The organism is Salegentibacter tibetensis (assembly GCF_020164485.1).
Taxonomy (GTDB): domain Bacteria; phylum Bacteroidota; class Bacteroidia; order Flavobacteriales; family Flavobacteriaceae; genus Salegentibacter; species Salegentibacter tibetensis.
The window spans coordinates 56010-73710 of record NZ_JAIQZA010000008.1 but is presented as its reverse complement, the minus strand read 5'-3'; the positions used below and the strand labels follow the sequence as shown (position 1 = coordinate 73710).

At 36.1% G+C, this 17701-nt stretch carries 17 protein-coding genes; 6 read left to right on the top strand and 11 right to left on the bottom strand.

The features are described from left to right. Positions 1–75: 75 nt before the first annotated feature. From LB467_RS05965 to LB467_RS05915, 11 genes are all read right to left on the bottom strand, one after another. Positions 76–3045, bottom strand: coding sequence for a M16 family metallopeptidase (locus tag LB467_RS05965; RefSeq protein ID WP_224473116.1), 2970 nt, complete (start codon positions 3043–3045; stop codon positions 76–78). Positions 3046–3136: 91 nt separating this feature from the next. Continuing rightward, positions 3137–4012: a succinate--CoA ligase subunit alpha gene (gene sucD, locus LB467_RS05960; RefSeq protein WP_224473115.1), complete on the bottom strand. Its 876-nt coding sequence runs from the start codon at positions 4010–4012 to the stop codon at positions 3137–3139. Between the two features lie 168 nt (positions 4013–4180). Then, positions 4181–5698, bottom strand: coding sequence for a M56 family metallopeptidase (locus tag LB467_RS05955; protein WP_224473114.1), 1518 nt, complete (start codon positions 5696–5698; stop codon positions 4181–4183). A 6-nt stretch (positions 5699–5704) separates the two neighbouring features. Continuing rightward, a complete protein-coding gene (locus LB467_RS05950; protein ID WP_224473113.1) occupies positions 5705–6061 on the bottom strand; it encodes a BlaI/MecI/CopY family transcriptional regulator in 357 nt (118 codons plus the stop codon). Positions 6062–6167: 106 nt separating this feature from the next. Beyond that, positions 6168–6563 carry a nuclear transport factor 2 family protein gene (locus LB467_RS05945; protein ID WP_224473112.1) on the bottom strand — a complete coding sequence of 132 codons (396 nt, stop codon included), beginning with the start codon at positions 6561–6563 and terminating at the stop codon, positions 6168–6170. Positions 6564–6569: 6 nt separating this feature from the next. Further along, the gene (locus tag LB467_RS05940) at positions 6570–7499 is read right to left on the bottom strand and encodes a UDP-3-O-(3-hydroxymyristoyl)glucosamine N-acyltransferase (RefSeq protein WP_224473111.1); all 930 of its coding nucleotides are present in this window, start codon (positions 7497–7499) and stop codon (positions 6570–6572) included. A gap of 156 nt (positions 7500–7655) precedes the next feature. Next, positions 7656–8222, bottom strand: a complete 567-nt coding sequence (efp, locus tag LB467_RS05935; RefSeq protein WP_224473110.1) for an elongation factor P — start codon at positions 8220–8222, stop codon at positions 7656–7658. 9 nt (positions 8223–8231) lie between these two features. Further along, positions 8232–9017, bottom strand: a complete 786-nt coding sequence (gene lpxA / locus LB467_RS05930; protein ID WP_224473109.1) for an acyl-ACP--UDP-N-acetylglucosamine O-acyltransferase — start codon at positions 9015–9017, stop codon at positions 8232–8234. Between the two features lie 5 nt (positions 9018–9022). After that, a complete protein-coding gene (locus LB467_RS05925; protein ID WP_224473108.1) occupies positions 9023–10423 on the bottom strand; it encodes a bifunctional UDP-3-O-[3-hydroxymyristoyl] N-acetylglucosamine deacetylase/3-hydroxyacyl-ACP dehydratase in 1401 nt (466 codons plus the stop codon). After that, positions 10413–11441, bottom strand: a complete 1029-nt coding sequence (gene lpxD, locus LB467_RS05920; protein ID WP_224473107.1) for a UDP-3-O-(3-hydroxymyristoyl)glucosamine N-acyltransferase — start codon at positions 11439–11441, stop codon at positions 10413–10415. The genes LB467_RS05925 and lpxD overlap by 11 nt, the downstream gene beginning before the upstream one ends. A 24-nt stretch (positions 11442–11465) precedes the next feature. Next, positions 11466–12695: an HD domain-containing protein gene (locus tag LB467_RS05915; protein ID WP_224473106.1), complete on the bottom strand. Its 1230-nt coding sequence runs from the start codon at positions 12693–12695 to the stop codon at positions 11466–11468. A 324-nt stretch (positions 12696–13019) separates the two neighbouring features. Here LB467_RS05915 and porX point away from each other — a divergent pair, with 324 nt between their 5' ends. The 6 genes from porX (at position 13020) to LB467_RS05885 (ending at position 17696) form a co-directional block, all read left to right on the top strand. Continuing rightward, positions 13020–14570: a T9SS response regulator signal transducer PorX gene (gene porX, locus LB467_RS05910; RefSeq protein ID WP_224473105.1), complete on the top strand. Its 1551-nt coding sequence runs from the start codon at positions 13020–13022 to the stop codon at positions 14568–14570. Positions 14571–14654: 84 nt separating this feature from the next. Beyond that, on the top strand, positions 14655–15059 hold the full coding sequence (gene tsaE / locus LB467_RS05905) for a tRNA (adenosine(37)-N6)-threonylcarbamoyltransferase complex ATPase subunit type 1 TsaE (RefSeq protein ID WP_224473104.1): 405 nt from the start codon (positions 14655–14657) through the stop codon (positions 15057–15059). Between the two features lie 280 nt (positions 15060–15339). Continuing rightward, positions 15340–15486: a hypothetical protein gene (locus LB467_RS05900; RefSeq protein ID WP_224473103.1), complete on the top strand. Its 147-nt coding sequence runs from the start codon at positions 15340–15342 to the stop codon at positions 15484–15486. Between the two features lie 121 nt (positions 15487–15607). Further along, entirely contained in the window at positions 15608–16018 is a 411-nt protein-coding gene (locus LB467_RS05895; protein WP_224473102.1) for a hypothetical protein, read from the top strand. A gap of 64 nt (positions 16019–16082) precedes the next feature. Continuing rightward, positions 16083–17282 (top strand): alanine dehydrogenase, encoded by a 1200-nt coding sequence (locus LB467_RS05890; protein WP_224473101.1) that lies wholly within the window; start codon positions 16083–16085, stop codon positions 17280–17282. A 39-nt stretch (positions 17283–17321) separates the two neighbouring features. Further along, a complete protein-coding gene (locus tag LB467_RS05885; RefSeq protein WP_224473100.1) occupies positions 17322–17696 on the top strand; it encodes a hypothetical protein in 375 nt (124 codons plus the stop codon). Positions 17697–17701: the final 5 nt, after the last annotated feature.

Here is a 17701-nt window from a genome sequence, read left to right as displayed (position 1 = left end):
AAATCGGATAAAGCTCTTAAAAACAAAAATCCCCTGAATCCAAAAGGATAAAGGGGATTTTTTATAGAGTTTCGATTACATTTCCACTTCAACAGGCACTTCTTTCTCATAATTAAATAAGAAATCTATATCCATTTCCTGAACTTCACCAAGTTTGGATAATGCATTCATATCTACTTCTTCTCTGTCACCAATCACCAATACATTATAGTTCTGGCCTTTGATGTTCTCATTAAAGAAAGTTTTTAGATCTGCCAGGCTCATATCCTGAATGGTTTCATACATTTCCTTACGCATATCCTTATCCAGGCCTCTTTTCTTCAAGGACTCATAGCTCCAGAAGATTGAGGTTTTAGTAATACGCTCGGCTGCAATCTTTTTAAGCGCGGCTTCTTTGGCCGACTGGAATTGTTCTTCGGCTTCCGGCATATTAGTCATTAACTCCATCATTGCTTCAACAGCCTGTGGCATTTTATTAGCCTGGGTACCGATATAAGCCATCACATAATTTGGTTTATTAACCTCTGATGCCGTCTGATAACTGGAATAAGCAGAATATGCCAGGGATTTAGATTCTCTAATTTCCTGAAAAACTATAGAAGAAAGTCCGCTCCCAAAATAAGTGTTGAACAAGGAAGTTGCTGCCATTTTTTCGGCATCAAAATCCTCTCCTTTGGCTAAAAACAACATCTCACTTTGCACCATATCATAATCTACAAAGTAAACATTGCCACCGGTTTCCTTTTCGGTATATGTCTTAGCTTCAGGGTAATCCTTTAGATCATTCTGAACTTTGTAATTTTCATCTAAAGCTGCAACAGCGTTTTCTACATCTTTTCCGTAGTAAAAAATACGCTGCTTATAATTGCGCATATCCTTTAGCTTCTGAACCAAGTCTGCTGGATTCTTCTCCTGAAGTTCTGAAGCGGTATAAATATTTCTTAAGCGCGAATCCTCGCCATATTTACCGTAATTCATCAAACCATTAAAAAGAATATTGCCTTTTTGGGTTTTACCATCCTGGCGTCCTTTAAGAATCTGGTCTACATATTTATCATAAGCCTCTTCGTTTACCGTTGCATTCTCCCAAAGATGATTTAAAAGTTTCATCCCTTCAGGTAGGTTTTCTTTTAATCCGCTTAAGCCAACATAAGTTCTATCGGTTCCAGAATTCACAAAGTAGTTAATCCCTAGTTTATAGAATTCCTGTTTAACCTCCTCCGGAGTATATTTGTCGGTTCCTAAATAGTCAAGATAACCGGCTGCCAGTGCTAACTCCTTATCATTATCCTGCCCCATATCAAAAATGAAGTAAAGATTGAATAGATCGTTGTTTTCATTTAAAATATAAGAAACCGGAAGTCCACTTTCAGTTTCAGATTTTTTAATTGCTTCTTTATAATCTACAAATTGTGGTTGCAGGTCCGGAGATTCGATTTTATTAAATTCAGCAACAAAATCAGATTCTTTATCTCTGTTTAACTGAATAGGGGTGATTTCAGGATTCTCTACTTTGGCAATATTAGGATCTTCTCCCTGGCGCTTGTATACAGCCACGTAGTTATCCTTGTAATGAGCATTGGCAAAATCTACCAGTTCTTGCTTTGAAATAGTAGCCAGTTCATCCAGAAATTCTAAATTTTCTTCCCAATTTTGAAAATTGATAAACGCATCTAAATGTGCATAAGCTACTGCCGAAGCATTTTCGTACTGACGAATTTGAGATAATTTAAGGTCGTTTATAACCGCCTCTATAAGCCAGTCTTCAAAATCTCCGCTTTTTATTTTTTCTACTTCTCCAATCAATAAATCTTTTACTTCTTCTAAAGATTGATCTGCCTTTGGCATTCCATAAAGCAGGTGAAATCCATAATCCTTATCAAAATTGGTGAAAGATGATGCTCGTTGAACTTTTTGCTGCTGATTCAGGTTTAAATCTATTAAACCAGCTTGTGAATTTGCAAGAATATAGTCTATTAAAACCACTTTTTTCTGATCTTCACTACCAACACCATTGGTTCTATAGGCCAAATAAACAGATTCTGAAGTAGGCCCGAACACCTCTTTTTCAATAGGTGCTGCAATTGGTTCAGCTTCAGGGAAAGAAGGGTGGTTTACTTCTTTTTCCTCATAACTTCCAAAAGCATCGTTTACTTTTTGAATGGTAGAATCAAAATCCAGGTCCCCAGATAAAATTACCGCCATATTATTAGGCACATAATAGGTATTAAAGTAATTATGGATCGCCTCCATAGATGGATTCTTTAAATGCTCTGATTCTCCAATAGTGGTTTGAGTACCATAGGGATGATTAGGAAAAAGGCCTTCTAAAACCGCCTGGTATTGCTTGCGCCCATCGCTATCCTGCCCACGGTTAAATTCTTCGTAAACAGCTTCAAGTTCTGTATGGAATAATCTCAAAACTAACTCGCTAAAACGTTCACTTTCCACCTCTAACCAGCGATCAAGCTCATTTGAAGGAATTTTGTTTACATATACAGTTTCTTCACTAGAGGTAAAAGCGTTTGTACCTTCAGAACCAAGAGAACTTACCATTTTATCATATTCATTAGCAATAGATAATTTGGAAGCTTCCTGGGAAACTGAATCTATTTTTCGATAGATCTTTTTCTTCTCCTCCGGGTTAGAGGTGCTTTTGTGTTCTTCATAAAGATTTGAGATCTCATCTAAAAGAACCTTCTCTTTTTTCCAATCCTGGGTTCCGATTTCGCCGGTACCTTTAAATACCATATGCTCTAAATAGTGAGCAAGACCGGTATTATCTGCAGGATCGTAAGTAGACCCAGCCCTAACCGCAATAAGGGTTTGAATTTTTGGTTCCTCCTCATTTTTACTAAGGTAAACCTTGAGTCCGTTGTCTAAGGTGTAAAGACGTAAACCTGTTGGGTCGTTAGCATAGGTTACATAATTAAAGCCTGCCTCATCTGTGTGATTTTCGGAAGTTTTTTCTTCCTTTTTATCGTTATTGCAAGCCGTGGCCAAAATAAATAAAAAGGCAAATAGTGGGTAATAAATTTTCTTCATATTAAATAAAAATTGGTTTAAAACAAAAAGTTCGCTAATGTTAGACATCAGCGAACTTAAAAAGTTACATTTTTATTTAATATTTTTGAAATTAGCCTTTCATAACCTCGGCTACTTTTTTGCCAATTTCTGCTGGAGAGTCAACTACGTGAATTCCATTTTCTTTAAGAATAGCTTTCTTGGCCTGAGCGGTATCTTCGCTTCCACCTACAATTGCTCCTGCGTGACCCATAGTACGGCCTGCTGGTGCAGTTTCTCCGGCGATAAAACCTACAACCGGCTTTTTATTTCCACTTTCTTTAATCCAGGTAGCAGCATCTGCTTCCAACTGACCACCGATTTCACCGATCATTACGATACATTCGGTTTCATCATCGTTCATAAGTAATTCTACAGCTTCTTTAGTTGTGGTCCCAATAATTGGATCTCCACCAATACCAATGGCAGTAGTAATACCAAGACCTTGCTTCACAACCTGGTCTGCAGCTTCGTAAGTTAAAGTACCGGATTTAGATACAATACCTACTTTTCCTTTTTTGAAAACAAAACCTGGCATAATACCAACTTTAGCTTCTCCAGGAGTAATTACACCCGGACAGTTAGGTCCTACCAAACGGCAGTTTTTGCCCTGAATATAATCGTATGCTTTTACCATATCGGCAACAGGAATACCTTCAGTAATTGTAATGATCACTTTAATACCGGCATCTGCAGCTTCCATAATTGCATCAGCAGCAAAAGCTGGCGGCACAAAGATTATAGAAACATCTGCTCCAGTTTTTTCAACAGCATCAGAAACTGTATTAAAAACCGGTTTGTCAAGGTGTTTTTGACCTCCTTTACCAGGAGTTACACCTCCAACAACGTTGGTTCCGTATTCTATCATTTGTTCAGCGTGAAAAGTACCTTCGCTACCGGTAAATCCCTGAACTATTATTTTTGAATTTTTATTGACTAAAACGCTCATAAATTTTTTGATTTTTGCGATTACAAAAGTAGGTTTTTAAATATAAAAGATAAAGCGTTTTGTGAAGTTTATTAAGCCGTTTTTACTCAAAACAGTCTTTAAAATTCAAATGTTTCGTTAAAGTTTAGATCGGTTATTGTTTCAGAAAAATAATTTAAGGACAAAAAATTACGAGTTCTGATCCTTATTATTTCTCCTTTTTTCAAGAATTTTCCGCCTTCTTTCTTCAAATTCCAGTCTTCTTTTTTCGAGCTTTTCTTCCCTTAACTCTATGTGCTTTTCCCTTTTCTTTAAATGCTCTTCCCTAATCTTCATTCTTTCTTCGTGTAAATTTTGATTTTCCCTTACTTCAATAACAACCGGTGCGTCGGGAGCTTCGGGAGTCTCGGGAACTTCTCGTACTTCGATCCTAACAGGTTCTTTAGGTGCTTCTGGTACATCAGGTACTTCAGGGGCTTCTACTTCACCGGGTTTAGGTGCTTTGGGTGGTTGGGGCACTTGACCTTCCGGTTTTGACGGTACAGGTGGCGTTGATGGAAACAATCCATCCTCGCTAGGGTTCAGGTTAAAATACCTCGATTTTTTGTATTCCTTATTTAGTTTTTCGGCAAAATCATCGGGAATGTTCGATAAATGAAGTCGAAAATTTTTACTTCTTATATCGTCTTCAGAATACTTCTGTGTAATATTATCAAGCTTTTCAGCAAAATTTTGAAGCCTCACCTCTTTTCCATTTAATTTGATGGATTCACCCACCACTTCGATAAAAAATAAATAATCCTGCTGAAACACTTCCGATTTTGATACATTTTCATGTGGAATTGTCTTTGCAACAATATCATTATTGAAAAAATAAATACATAAACATAAGACCGGAATTAAAAGTCCGATTTTACTAAAAAATAACTTTCCTGAAAATTGATTTGAAATCATAATAATTCGTTTTTTGATTAATGAATGTTTGAATGGGCTCGTTAAGGAGAGTTGATGTAGCTCCCTTGAGCTATTAATAATTAAATTTGAGTAAGAAACCGGGTCGGCTTGATTTTTTAATACAGCATCATCCGCAAGAAATTCGTGATTTAATCGCATTGATCGTTTTAAGAAATAGATTAAAGGATTAAACCAGAATAAAATTTGGAGGATTTCTAAAACAAAAAGGTCTATAGTATGCCCCTGCTTAACGTGAGCTTCTTCGTGCTGAATAACTTCTGTTGGAATTTCTCCTTTTAAGTAGCGCTCTTTCTCCAGGAATATATATTGAAAGTAGGAATAGGGGATTGTTCTAAAAGGCAGCAACACCCTGGTGCTATATTTATTTACTTCTTTCGGGTTGTTTTTTATTGTATAATTTAATTGAAGAATATTTTTTAAGAAGCGCACCAAAAAGCATAAAACTCCTATTATATATACAATCCATAAAATTTTAGAAAAATTGAAATTGGAATTAGCTTCTGAAGCTTCTACTGTATTATCTGGTTGATACAAATACTGCTGAAGACTATAACCTGGAGCCACCTCTGCCTCGTAAGTAATAGTAATAAATGGTAGAGTGAATGAAATAATCAAAATGGCAATCAAGAAAAAACGCTTAAAACTATGTGCCTTTTCATTTTCCAGGAACAGCCTATAAAAAGTATATAGTATTAATAGACAGCCGATAGATTTTAGGATATAAGTTTCCATTATTTCTTATCTTTTATCGTCTATTAATTTTCTAAGCTCCTTTAACTCATCTTCGCTCATATTAGACTGCTCTGTAAAAAAAGAGGCGAATTGGGAAGTTGAATTATTAAAGAAGTTTTTAATAAAACCATTCATTTGCTTAGAAAAATAATCTCTTCTCTTTACTAAAGCATAATATTTCCTGGACCTTCCAAATTGCTTAAAGCCAACAAACCCTTTATCCTGCATTCTTTTTAATAAAGTAGCAATGGTAGTGTTTGCTGGTTTTGGCTCTGAATAGGCATCTACAAGATCTTTCATGAAAGCTTTTTCCTGCTTCCACAAAATTTGCATTAACTGTTCTTTTGATTTTGATAAATTCATTTCTACATCTATAGAATTACAACTACAAATGTAGAATAAATATTCGTTCTACAAAAATAGAATCAAATATTTAACTTTTTAATTTTAGAATGAAATTAAAAATCCCTTAAGACCAGGGACTTTCGTCTATCTCCTCACCAAGTTGTGAGATTTGCACGCCCTTATAGAGCTTGTCGTCCTTTAATTCCCAAATAGCCATAAAATGCGCAAGTGGCATTTCTTCATCCGGATTTTCTATGGTCTTTACATGATAAGTAAACTGAATAGCGATTTGATGACCTTCTTCTACGGTCTTTTCAATTTCAGCTTTAAGAGATTCATAGTTTTTAGCCATATCATTTCTAATGGCAAGAATTTCATTAAAATCCAACTTTTTTAGTCCGGTGGTGCCATACCAGGTAAGAGCTACATTGGGATGTAAGTATTTGTCTAATATATCTTCTTCTCCATTAAATAAGGAAGTATAAAATTTCTCAACAATATCTTTACTTTTTCCGCCCATAGTATTTTATTTTAATTTTTCCAGCAATTTAGGTAATTGCCTTAAGAGTGCCAATTCTTTTAATTTAGCCCGGGATTCCATTGCTGGATTACCTGTGTAGATTTTATTGGCTTTAGTTGATTTAGTGATTCCGGCTTGTCCCATAAGGATTCCGCCTTTTTCTACGGTAATTCCGCTGCGCATTCCAACTTGCCCCCAAACTGTTACTTCATCTTCAATAATTACACAACCGGCAATTCCGACCTGGCTGGCGATGAGGCATTTTCTTCCAATTACTGTATCGTGACCAACCTGGATTAAGTTATCCAGCTTAGTCCCTTCTTTAATGGTGGTATCTCCGGTAACGCCTTTATCTATAGTGCAATTTGCTCCAATTTCTACATTGTCTTCTATTACAACACGTCCGCCAGATCTTAATTTATCAAAACCTTCCGGCCTGGTTTTAAAATAAAAAGCATCACTTCCTAAAACGGTTCCGGAATGAATTATTACATTATTTCCAATCACCGCGTTATCGTAAATGCTTACGTTAGAATGAATAAGACAATCGCTACCAATTCTCACATCATTCCCGATAAAAGCATTAGGCTGAATATGTGTCCCCTTCCCTATTTGAGCAGATTCTGAAATAGTTTTTTCGGCTTTGGCAAAGGGTTTAAAATATTGAGTAAGTTTATTAAAATCTGAAAAAGGATCTTCTGAAATAAGCAATGCTTTTCCTTCAGGGCAATCGACTTTTTTATTGATCAAAATTACGGTTGCAGCTGAATTCAAGGCCTTGTCATAATACTTAGGGTGATCAACAAAAACAATATCGCCGGGCGTTACCACATGAATTTCATTCATTCCCAACACCGGGAAATTGGCATCACCAATATATTCGGCATCAATAATAGTAGCAATTTGCTGTAGCGTATGTTCTTGTGGAAATTTCATAGATTTAAATTAGTAAGAAGTTACTGACCGATCTTATTTTCGTCAAGCTGAACTTGTTTCAGCTTCTAACAAGAATATTATTTTCATAGAGCTAGATCCTGAAATAAATTCAGGATGACGATCTTAAAACCTTTCAATCCTCTATTCTTGAAAAAATTATTCTTTAATTCTTTCTTTATAAGTACCTTTTTCAGTTTCAATCTTAATTTTGTCACCTTCGTTGATGAACAAGGGAACATTTACTTCTGCTCCGGTTTCTACGGTTGCCGGTTTAGTAGCATTTGTAGCCGTATTACCTTTAAGTCCGGGTTCGGTATGTGTAACTTCTAAAATAACACTTGCAGGCATTTCTACTGATAACGGCGCGTTATCTTCAGTATTGATAATTACGGTAACCACTTCACCTTCCTTTAAAAGTTTTGGCTGATCTAAAACACCTTCAACCAAACGAATTTGCGTGTAATCTTCAACATTCATAAAATGATAGAATTCGCCATCATTGTATAAATATTGAAACTTATGTGTTTCCACACGAACATCTTCAATCTTATGCCCAGCAGAAAAAGTATTTTCAATCACTTTTCCTGTAGTTACACTTTTAAGTTTGGTTCGAACAAAAGCAGGACCTTTTCCCGGTTTTACGTGTAAAAATTCTGTTATCTTAAAAATGTCGTGGTTGTAACGAATGCATAATCCGTTTCTAATATCACTTGTACTAGCCATTATTTCGTTTTAATTAGAGCTAAAGTATCCTTTCATGATACCTCGCTGTGAGTTTTTAATGAATTCTAAAATTTCGTCCCTTTCTGCGGTTGCCTGCATTTCAGCTTCAATAATAGCAACAGCCTGGGAATTGTTATAGTTTTTCTGATATAAAATTCTATAAATATCCTGTATTTCCCGAATTTTATCGGTAGTAAAACCTCTTCGGCGTAAACCAATAGAATTAATACCTACATAAGAAAGCGGTTCTCTTCCAGCCTTCACAAAAGGTGGAACGTCTTTTCTAACCAGGGATCCCCCGGTTACAAAGGCGTGTCTTCCAATACTACAGAACTGCTGAATAGCGGCCATCCCGGCAAGAACCACGTAGTCTCCCACATTGATATGCCCGGCAAGAGTACTATTATTGGAGAAGATACAATTATCTCCTACAATACAATCGTGCGCAATATGGCAATACGCCATAATCCAGCAATTTTTCCCGATTACGGTTTTCATTCGATCTGTAGTACCACGATTTATGGTTACACACTCTCTAATCGTCGTATTATCTCCAATAACCGTAATGGTATCTTCATCATCAAACTTTTTATCCTGCGGAATGGCAGAAATAACGGCTCCCGGAAAAATACTACAATTCTTTCCAATGCGGGCACCTTCCATTATAGTTACGTTAGATCCAATCCAGGTTCCTTCGCCAATTACTACATTATTATGTATAGTGGTAAAAGGTTCTATCACTACATTTTTAGCAATTTTGGCTCCCGGATGTACGTAAGCTAAAGGCTGGTTCATATTTTTTATTTTGATTTTACAATTTGCGCCATAAGTACAGCTTCGGTAGCCAGTTTTCCATTTACATAGGCATAACCCTGCATTTGGCAAATTCCACGCCGAATAGGCGCTAGTAATTCTAATTTAAATATTAATGTATCTCCAGGTACTACCTGTTGTTTAAATCTTACATTATCTATTTTCATAAAATAAGTAAGATAATTTTCTGGATCGGGAACTGATTTTAAAGCAAGAATACCCCCAGTTTGAGCCATGGCTTCCACCTGAAGTACACCGGGCATTACCGGTTTTCCGGGAAAATGGCCAACAAAGAAAGGCTCATTCATCGTGACATTTTTCATCCCTATTACACAAGTATCTGTGCAACTATAGATCTTGTCTACCAACAGAAAAGGTGAGCGATGCGGCAGGATATCCATAATATCAGTCACATCCATCAAAGGTTTTTGATCCAAATCTATTTTTGGAACATTATTCCTCTTTTCTGTCTTAATTATTTTTGATAGTTTTTTAGCAAACTGGGTATTTACATAATGTCCAGGTTTGTTAGCGATAACTTTTCCGCGAATTCGGGTTCCCACTAAGGCAAGGTCTCCTACTACATCCAAAAGTTTATGCCGTGCAGCTTCATTGGGGTAATGTAAAGTTAGATTATCCAGGATTCCGTTTTGTTTTACCGAAATATTATCACGCTTAAAAGCTGCCCGAAGTTTCTTTAAAGTCTCTTCGTTAATTTCTTTATCTACGTAAACAATGGCGTTATTTAAATCTCCTCCTTTTATTAAACCGTTATCTAATAAAGCTTCAAGTTCATGTAAAAAACTGAAAGTCCTTGCATTCGCGATTTCATCCCTAAATTGAGATAAACGTGAAATTGTGGCATTTTGTGTTCCTAAAACCTTAGTACCAAAATCTACCATTGTGGTCACCTGGTATTCATCCGCTGGCATTACAATTATTTCGCTTCCGCTTTCATCGTCGTGATAAGTTATCACTTCCTCCACAATAAATTCTTCTCGTTCGGCTTCCTGCGCAACCACTCCGGCTTTTTCAAGAGCCTCTACGAAGAATTTTGAAGAACCGTCCATAATTGGTGGTTCAGATGCGTTTAGTTCAATTAAAATATTATCTATATCCAGACCAACACAAGCGGCAAGCACGTGTTCTGAAGTTTGAATTTTCACCCCGTTTTTTTCAAGATTGGTTCCACGCTGGGTGTTCACCACATAACTTATGTCTGCTTCAATTTCGGGTTCTCCTTCTAAATCTTTTCTTTTAAAAACATAACCGGAATTTTCTGCCGCAGGTTTAAAAGTCATTTTAACTTTTTGACCGGTATGCAGCCCAACCCCTTCAAGAGAAATCTCCCGATCTATGGTATGTTGTTTTGCTTTTTTATAAGCCATTCTTAATCGTTTTTTCTAATTGGTTAAGTGTATCTATGGTTTTAGGTAAGTTTTTGAAATGAACATAAGATTTGGCGAAATCTCCATAACCAAATGCGGGAGAACCTTGCAATATTTCATCATCTTTCACATTTCGGCCTATTCCTGATTGAGCCTGAATTTTCACCCGATCTCCTATTTGTAAGTGCCCGGCAAATCCGGCCTGTCCACCAATCATGCAATTCTTACCAATCTTGGTAGAACCGGCAATGCCGGTTTGAGCGGCGATGGCTGTGTTAGATCCAATTTCAACATTATGGGCAATCTGGATCTGGTTGTCAAGTTTTACACCTTCCCTTATTATAGTAGAACCCAGAGTTGCGCGATCTATTGTGGTACCGGCCCCAATATCTACATTATCTTCTATAATTACATTTCCAATTTGTGGAACTTTAGAGTATTTGCCGGTTTCATCTGGACTAAATCCAAAACCATCGGCACCAATTATTGCCCCACTATGTAAAACGCAATTATTTCCGATAATTGTTTCTGAATAAATTTTTACCCCCGGGAAAATTATAACATCATTCGCTATATTCACATTATCACCAATATAGACATTAGGATAAATTTTCACGTTTTCGCCAATTTTCACGTTTTCGCCTATATATGCAAAAGCGCCTAAATAAAGGTTCTCTCCAAATTCTGCTGAATCTGAAACAAAACTGGGTTGTTCAATCCCCTGCTTGTTTAACTTTATTTGGTTGTAATATTCGAGCAATTTAGAGAATGCCTTATAAGCATCCTTTACCTTTATTAAAGTGGTAGTTATAGGTTCTTCAGCTTCAAAATCACCGTTTACAATAGTGATGGAAGCCTGGGTGGTATATATGTAAGAAGTATATTTGGGATTACTTAGAAAGGTAAGGGAACCTTCCCCGCCTTCTTCAATTTTAGCTAATTTAGATACTTCGACCTCGGGATTACCCTCAATTTTTCCGTCGAGAATCTCTGCTATTTGTGCTGCTGTAAATTTCATTCTGGCAAAAGTAAAAAAAAAGCGTTAATGTTTGGCCTTTGGATAGCACATATAATACTTAACCACGGTTTTTGAAAGCGCTTTTAAATTCAATTGATCTGATGCTTTAGCCACATCGCTAATCTTTCCGTTTTTATGTAAAATATTAATATTATTATTTTCACTTTTATAAGCAGTGTTGGTTACTTCACCGCTAAAAACAAAATAACCGGCTTCTTCTGCTGAAATATTTTCTTTCTCCTGAAGGGCCATTCTGCGTTTTTCGAGTTTTTCCAAAGATGGTTTTTTCTTCTTGATCTTAACTTTTAATAGCTCCCTGTTTATAATCATATTACACAAATTACTCAACACAAAATCATCGTGATCCTGCCACTCCTTCATTGCTGAAATAATATCATAATCGTCTAAGCGGGCAAAAACAGATAAGGTTTCCGAAGAAAAATTCTCCGGTCCTATTTTATTATAGAGAAAATAAGAAAGCGCTTTACTGGCACTTAATGTTTCACCTTTTTCAACAAGTTCTTTAGCGCGTTTTAAAACCCTTATTAAAAGTTGCTCGGCTACAAGGCTGGTTTTATGTAAGTAAACCTGCCAGTACATCAGCCTTCTGGCAACTAAAAATTTTTCTACTGAATAAATTCCCTTCTCTTCAATTACCAAATCGTCATTAACCACATTAAGCATTGTGATTAGACGTTCACTATTTATATTTCCTTCAGCAGCACCGGTATAAAAACTATCGCGTTTTAAATAGTCTAAGCGGTCCATATCCAGCTGACTAGAGATTAACTGATTTAAAAATCTTCGCTTATAAGTTCCCCGGAAAATCTGGAGAGCCAGCGTTAAACTTTGGTTAAAGTCACGGTTCATTTCTTCCATAAAAAGCAAAGAAATACTTTCGTGATCAACGCCTTCAACAATACTATGCTCCATCGCATGAGAAAAAGGTCCGTGGCCAACATCGTGCAATAAAATGGCAATTTGCAGCGCCTCTTCTTCGGTTGCAGAAATTATAACTCCTTTATGCCGAAGTATCTGCACTGCCTTCTGCATTAAATGTACACAACCTATGGCATGATGAAACCGGGTATGATGTGCGCCAGGGTAAACCATATAAGACATTCCCATTTGCGAAATTCGGCGCAGGCGTTGAAAGTAAGGATGCTCAATAATACTGAAGATTCGCTCACTTGGGATGGTAATAAATCCGTAAATTGGATCGTTTAATATTTTGAGTTTATTAGTAGAAGTCAAGCTTTGTAACGTATTAATTTAGAACAAAGATACATATATAGGCTTTGGAAGTTGAAAAAGCAATAATTAAGTTATAAAAAACCGGAATTTCCCAATAACTTAGGAAGAAAACATTAATTAATCAAGAACCTCGGGGCAAGTCCACAAGGTAGGAATTGGGAAAACTTTTTTTATAATTTCGAGGCAAGCCGCGGGGAACCTGCCCGAAATAAATTTCATTCAGGCGGGTTAAACCCTCAATAAGGGATTAAATAAAAAACGATTATTAAAGTCGAAACAAACATAGAGGAATCGAATCTCATTTAATGAGTAAAAATATAAGATATGAATAAGATAAAAATACTTTGGGTAGATGACGAAATAGATTTGCTGAAACCGCATATTTTGTTTCTGGAATCTAAAGATTACGAAGTGACTACCAGCCAAAGTGGAACTGAAGCATTAGAGCAGATAGAAGAAGAAAGTTTTGATATTGTTTTTCTTGATGAAAATATGCCGGGACTTACCGGTTTGGAGACCCTTGCTGAAATAAAAGAAAAAAGAGAAAACCTTCCTATTGTGATGATCACTAAAAGTGAGGAAGAATATATTATGGAAGAAGCTATTGGTTCTAAAATAGCCGACTACCTTATAAAACCTGTTAATCCAAACCAGATTCTCCTAAGTATTAAAAAGAATTTAGACCATTCCCGACTTATTTCTGAAAAAACAACTTCAAATTACCAGCAGGAATTTAGGAAGATTGCAATGGATCTTAGCCAGGTAAATACTTTTGAAGAATGGGCCGAACTTTACCAAAAATTAATTTATTGGGAACTTCAACTCGAAGGCCTGGAAGACAGCGGGATGTTCGAGATCCTCGAATCTCAAAAGAACGAAGCCAATACGCAGTTTTGTAAGTTTATAGATAAGAATTATCCGTCATGGTTTGAAAAAGGTGCGGATGCGCCTATTATGTCTCATACTATCTTTAAAGAAAAAATTGTTCCCGAAATAAACAAGGAACAACCTAGCCTACTTGTGGTAGTAGACAATTTAAGATACGACCAGTGGAAAGCTTTAGAACCGGTAATTTCTACCTATTATAAGAAGGAAAAAGAAGAACCTTATTACAGTATTTTACCTACTGCAACACAATATGCACGTAATGCTATGTTCTCCGGATTGATGCCTAGTGAGATGGAAAAGTTATTTCCACAATACTGGAAAAACGACACCGAGGAAGGTGGAAAAAACAATCATGAAGCTGAGTTTTTAAACGAACAATTAAAGAGACTGGGAAAAAACTTTAAGCACGAATATCATAAAATTACCAGCTTGAAAGCCGGCCGAAAACTGGCCGAAAACTTTAAAACACAAAAAGATAACGACCTTACCGTGGTAGTTTACAATTTTGTAGATATGCTCTCCCACTCCAAGACAGAGATGGAAGTGATTAAAGAACTGGCTTCTAACGATAAGTCTTATCGATCATTAACCTATAGCTGGTTTAAGAATTCACCCTTACTGGATATTATTCAGCAGGCCCGTCAACTTGGATTTAAATTGATCCTCACTACAGACCACGGAACTATCAATGCTAAAAATCCTTCTAAAGTTATTGGAGATAAAAACACCAGCTTAAATCTTAGGTATAAAACAGGGAAAAGTCTTACTTATGAAAAGAAAGATGTGCTGGAAGCTACAAATCCCAAAAGCATTCATCTTCCAAGTATTAATATGAGCAGCTCCTTTATTTTTGCAAAAGGAGATCTTTTCTTCGCTTACCCTAATAACTATAACCATTACGTAAGTTACTATCGAAATACCTACCAACACGGTGGTGTTTCCTTGGAAGAAATGGTTATTCCATTTGTGATCATGAAGCCAAAATAAAGTATTTATAAGTTGATTTATAGGTGCTTATAGGGAATATTAAATTATTCCCTATCTTTGTTGTGCCAAAAATCTATTACCTATATGCCCGTTACCTACAATTTAGCCCAAATTGATGAGGCTGTACAATATGTTATTGAACACGCTAAAAGTAATGTCCTATTATTTTACGGCGAGATGGGTGCTGGTAAAACTACCCTAATAAAAGCTTTGGTTAAAGCTTTAGGAAGTGAAGATAAAGTTTCCAGCCCAACATTTTCATTGGTTAATGAATATCACACTCCCCGGGAACCAATATATCATTTTGATTTTTACAGACTGGAAGACCCAAATGAAGCCCTGGATATAGGAATTGAAGAATATTTTAATTCTCCCGGATGGATTTTAATAGAATGGCCACAAAAAATACAGGATTTCCTGGAGGAAAATTTTCAGAAAATTGAAATTTCTACGGAAAACGAAAACACGAGGATGTTAAAGTTATGTTAATGAAATCTAAAAGCTTTGCTTTTTCGTATTAGAATGCCGTGTTAGTGATTTTGCAGGTTTTAGTAAACAGTATTAAAGATAGACCTAGAAATAAAGAATAATTTTATATTTTTAACCAATAAATTTTTAGCAGTGTAAAGTAATAACTGTTAAAAAAAAACTATTTTTTTGCTTAAAAAAAGGCGCAAAAGTACGATTAATGTATTAATTTATAGTGTTTTATAATTTTATAGGTTTGCTTCAGTAAACAAAACGAAACAACCATCTAAACTATATTATTATGAAACTTAAAGCAATACTTTTCTCAGCAGCAATTTTTGGAGCAAGTTTTTTTGTAACTTCAACTACAGATAACGATACAAATAATGAGCCAATCAAAGAGCAAGCTGTCGAAAAATCTACGATCAAAATTCCTACTCACGGGTAGTCTTATAGGAATATCGATAGCATTTTCACCATATTTATTTTATTTATATGAAATTTTCCCAAGCGGTCCCGTTTGGGAAACTTCTTTTTTTACTTACGAGAGTAGGTATTATGAAAATGTAATGACCGCTGCCTGGACATATCTTGGTAAATTAACACCTCTTTTTTTACTCTTTATCTGGTTCTTCACCTGCAAACATTGGTGGTATCACGTTATTTTGGTTCCGATAACGATGTATGTCTTTCAGATTCTTGCCACATTCTATGATGATGTGTATATCGAGTCAAATGTTTTAGATACGAACCAATTAATTTATTTAGCTCCCTTTTTCATTGTAATACTTTCTTTGGTTTATCTGATAAGAATAAAAATTTTCGACAGGATTTACGGTATAGACCTGAGTGAAATTGATGAAACCGATGTTTCTGTCTTTTCCCCTATATCTGAAAGCGATCGCCGGGAAGTAAGATCTTTCCAGGAGGAAGACGAATACTGGGAACCAGCCCAGGAAGAATACTACACCCGACTTTAATAAACATATCGCTATTTTTAAAAATAGTTGTATTTTACCTTTTCTAAAGTTTTAGCAATTAAATATGGGCAAACAGGTTTCGCCTTTTACCAAAGAGCAATTAATTCCGCAGGAAGAAACCCTGGAAATCTTCAAAAACAAGGGACAATTATTTATTGGTATTCCTAAAGAAACATCTTACCAGGAAAAACGAATTTGTTTAAGTCCCGATGCTGTTGCAGCGATTACCGCACACGGCCATCGGGTAATGATAGAATCTGGAGCCGGGAAATGGGCCCGGTTTAACGATAAGGATTATTCCAATGCCGGTGCCGAAATAACCAAAGACACAAAAAAGGTCTTCTCCTGTCCTACTATTCTAAAAATGGAACCGCCTTCTTTAGAAGAGCTGGATTTGATAAACCCACAAACAATTTTAATTTCGGCGCTTCAGCTTAAAACACAGTGCAAGGAATATTTTCAGAAATTAGCGTCAAAAAGAATAACAGCTCTCGGTTTTGAATTTATGAGAGACGATGATGGTAGTTATCCTATTGTAAGAGCCCTGAGTGAAATTGCCGGGACTGCTTCCGTTTTAATTGCTTCAGAAATTATGAGCAATAACGTAAACGGTAATGGTTTAATGTTTGGAAATATTAGTGGCGTTCCACCTGTAGAAGTGGTGATTCTTGGCGCAGGAACTGTTGGTGAATTTGCCGCAAGGGCTTCATTAGGCCTGGGTGCAAGTATTAAGGTTTTTGACAGTTCGCTTACCCGGCTTAGAAATATTCAAACAAATCTTAATCAGACATTTTATACATCTACTATTCAGCCTAAAAACCTTACCAAAGCAATTAAACGTTGCGATGTTTTAATTGGTGCGGTTCGCGGTAAAAATCGCTCCCCGGTCCTTATTACTGAAGATATGGTGACTAGTATGAAACGCGGTGCGGTTATTATAGATGTCAGTATAGATATGGGCGGTTGCATAGAAACCAGCGAGATTACTACACACGATAAACCTATATTTACTAAACACAATGTTTTACATTATTGTGTTCCAAATATTCCATCCCGTTACGCTCGTTCTTCCTCACTTTCAATCAGTAACATTTTCACACCTTATCTTTTGCATATTGCAGAAGAAGGCGGACTCGAAAACACGCTAAGATTTGATAAAGGTTTGCGAAATGGTTTGTACTTTTACCACGGAATTTTAACCAACAAATCTATAGCCGATTGGTTTGATCTTTCTTATCGGGACATTAATTTGCTCATTTTCTAGGTCAATTTTAACCAGATTTGCTTCCTCAATATTATATAAATGAAACTAATTCATAGAATTGGATATTTCTCGGTGGGGCTGTTCTTCGGAATTGTACTTTTACTTTTCTTTCTAGGAGGAAAAAAAACTTCCTGTGATTACTCGCCCGATGCAAGGGTTTTAAAGAATATCAGGATAAAAGAGCGCATATTTTCCCCGGAAGCTTTTAGCTATTTTGAAAATAATAAATTAGACACCGCCCTGGTTTCTAAAAGTTTGGAAAATGGGGATGTAGATTTTAGCCGAAGCAGTACCGATAAAGAACCCTGTAATATTTACCTGGTTACCAACAAAGTTAACTCAGCTGTCCTTGAGCTTCAAATTGAAAATTGCGATAGTACAGCCACTATTCAAAAAGCAATTTTAAAGGATTAAATTGA

Excerpts from the sequence above, each read along its gene's own strand:
- LB467_RS05900 (WP_224473103.1), top strand. The coding sequence starts at position 15,340 with ATGAAACTTAAAGCAATACTTTTCTCAGCAGCAATTTTTGGAGCAAGT.
- lpxA (WP_224473109.1), bottom strand. The coding sequence starts at position 9,017 with ATGAACCAGCCTTTAGCTTACGTACATCCGGGAGCCAAAATTGCTAAA.
- tsaE (WP_224473104.1), top strand. The coding sequence starts at position 14,655 with ATGCCCGTTACCTACAATTTAGCCCAAATTGATGAGGCTGTACAATAT.
- efp (WP_224473110.1), bottom strand. The coding sequence starts at position 8,222 with ATGGCTAGTACAAGTGATATTAGAAACGGATTATGCATTCGTTACAAC.
- LB467_RS05890 (WP_224473101.1), top strand. The coding sequence starts at position 16,083 with ATGGGCAAACAGGTTTCGCCTTTTACCAAAGAGCAATTAATTCCGCAG.
- LB467_RS05925 (WP_224473108.1), bottom strand. The coding sequence starts at position 10,423 with ATGGCTTATAAAAAAGCAAAACAACATACCATAGATCGGGAGATTTCT.
- LB467_RS05885 (WP_224473100.1), top strand. The coding sequence starts at position 17,322 with ATGAAACTAATTCATAGAATTGGATATTTCTCGGTGGGGCTGTTCTTC.
- lpxD (WP_224473107.1), bottom strand. The coding sequence starts at position 11,441 with ATGAAATTTACAGCAGCACAAATAGCAGAGATTCTCGACGGAAAAATT.
- LB467_RS05895 (WP_224473102.1), top strand. The coding sequence starts at position 15,608 with ATGACCGCTGCCTGGACATATCTTGGTAAATTAACACCTCTTTTTTTA.
- LB467_RS05940 (WP_224473111.1), bottom strand. The coding sequence starts at position 7,499 with ATGAAATTTCCACAAGAACATACGCTACAGCAAATTGCTACTATTATT.
- LB467_RS05965 (WP_224473116.1), bottom strand. The coding sequence starts at position 3,045 with ATGAAGAAAATTTATTACCCACTATTTGCCTTTTTATTTATTTTGGCC.
- sucD (WP_224473115.1), bottom strand. The coding sequence starts at position 4,012 with ATGAGCGTTTTAGTCAATAAAAATTCAAAAATAATAGTTCAGGGATTT.
- LB467_RS05955 (WP_224473114.1), bottom strand. The coding sequence starts at position 5,698 with ATGGAAACTTATATCCTAAAATCTATCGGCTGTCTATTAATACTATAT.
- LB467_RS05950 (WP_224473113.1), bottom strand. The coding sequence starts at position 6,061 with ATGAATTTATCAAAATCAAAAGAACAGTTAATGCAAATTTTGTGGAAG.
- LB467_RS05945 (WP_224473112.1), bottom strand. The coding sequence starts at position 6,563 with ATGGGCGGAAAAAGTAAAGATATTGTTGAGAAATTTTATACTTCCTTA.
- porX (WP_224473105.1), top strand. The coding sequence starts at position 13,020 with ATGAATAAGATAAAAATACTTTGGGTAGATGACGAAATAGATTTGCTG.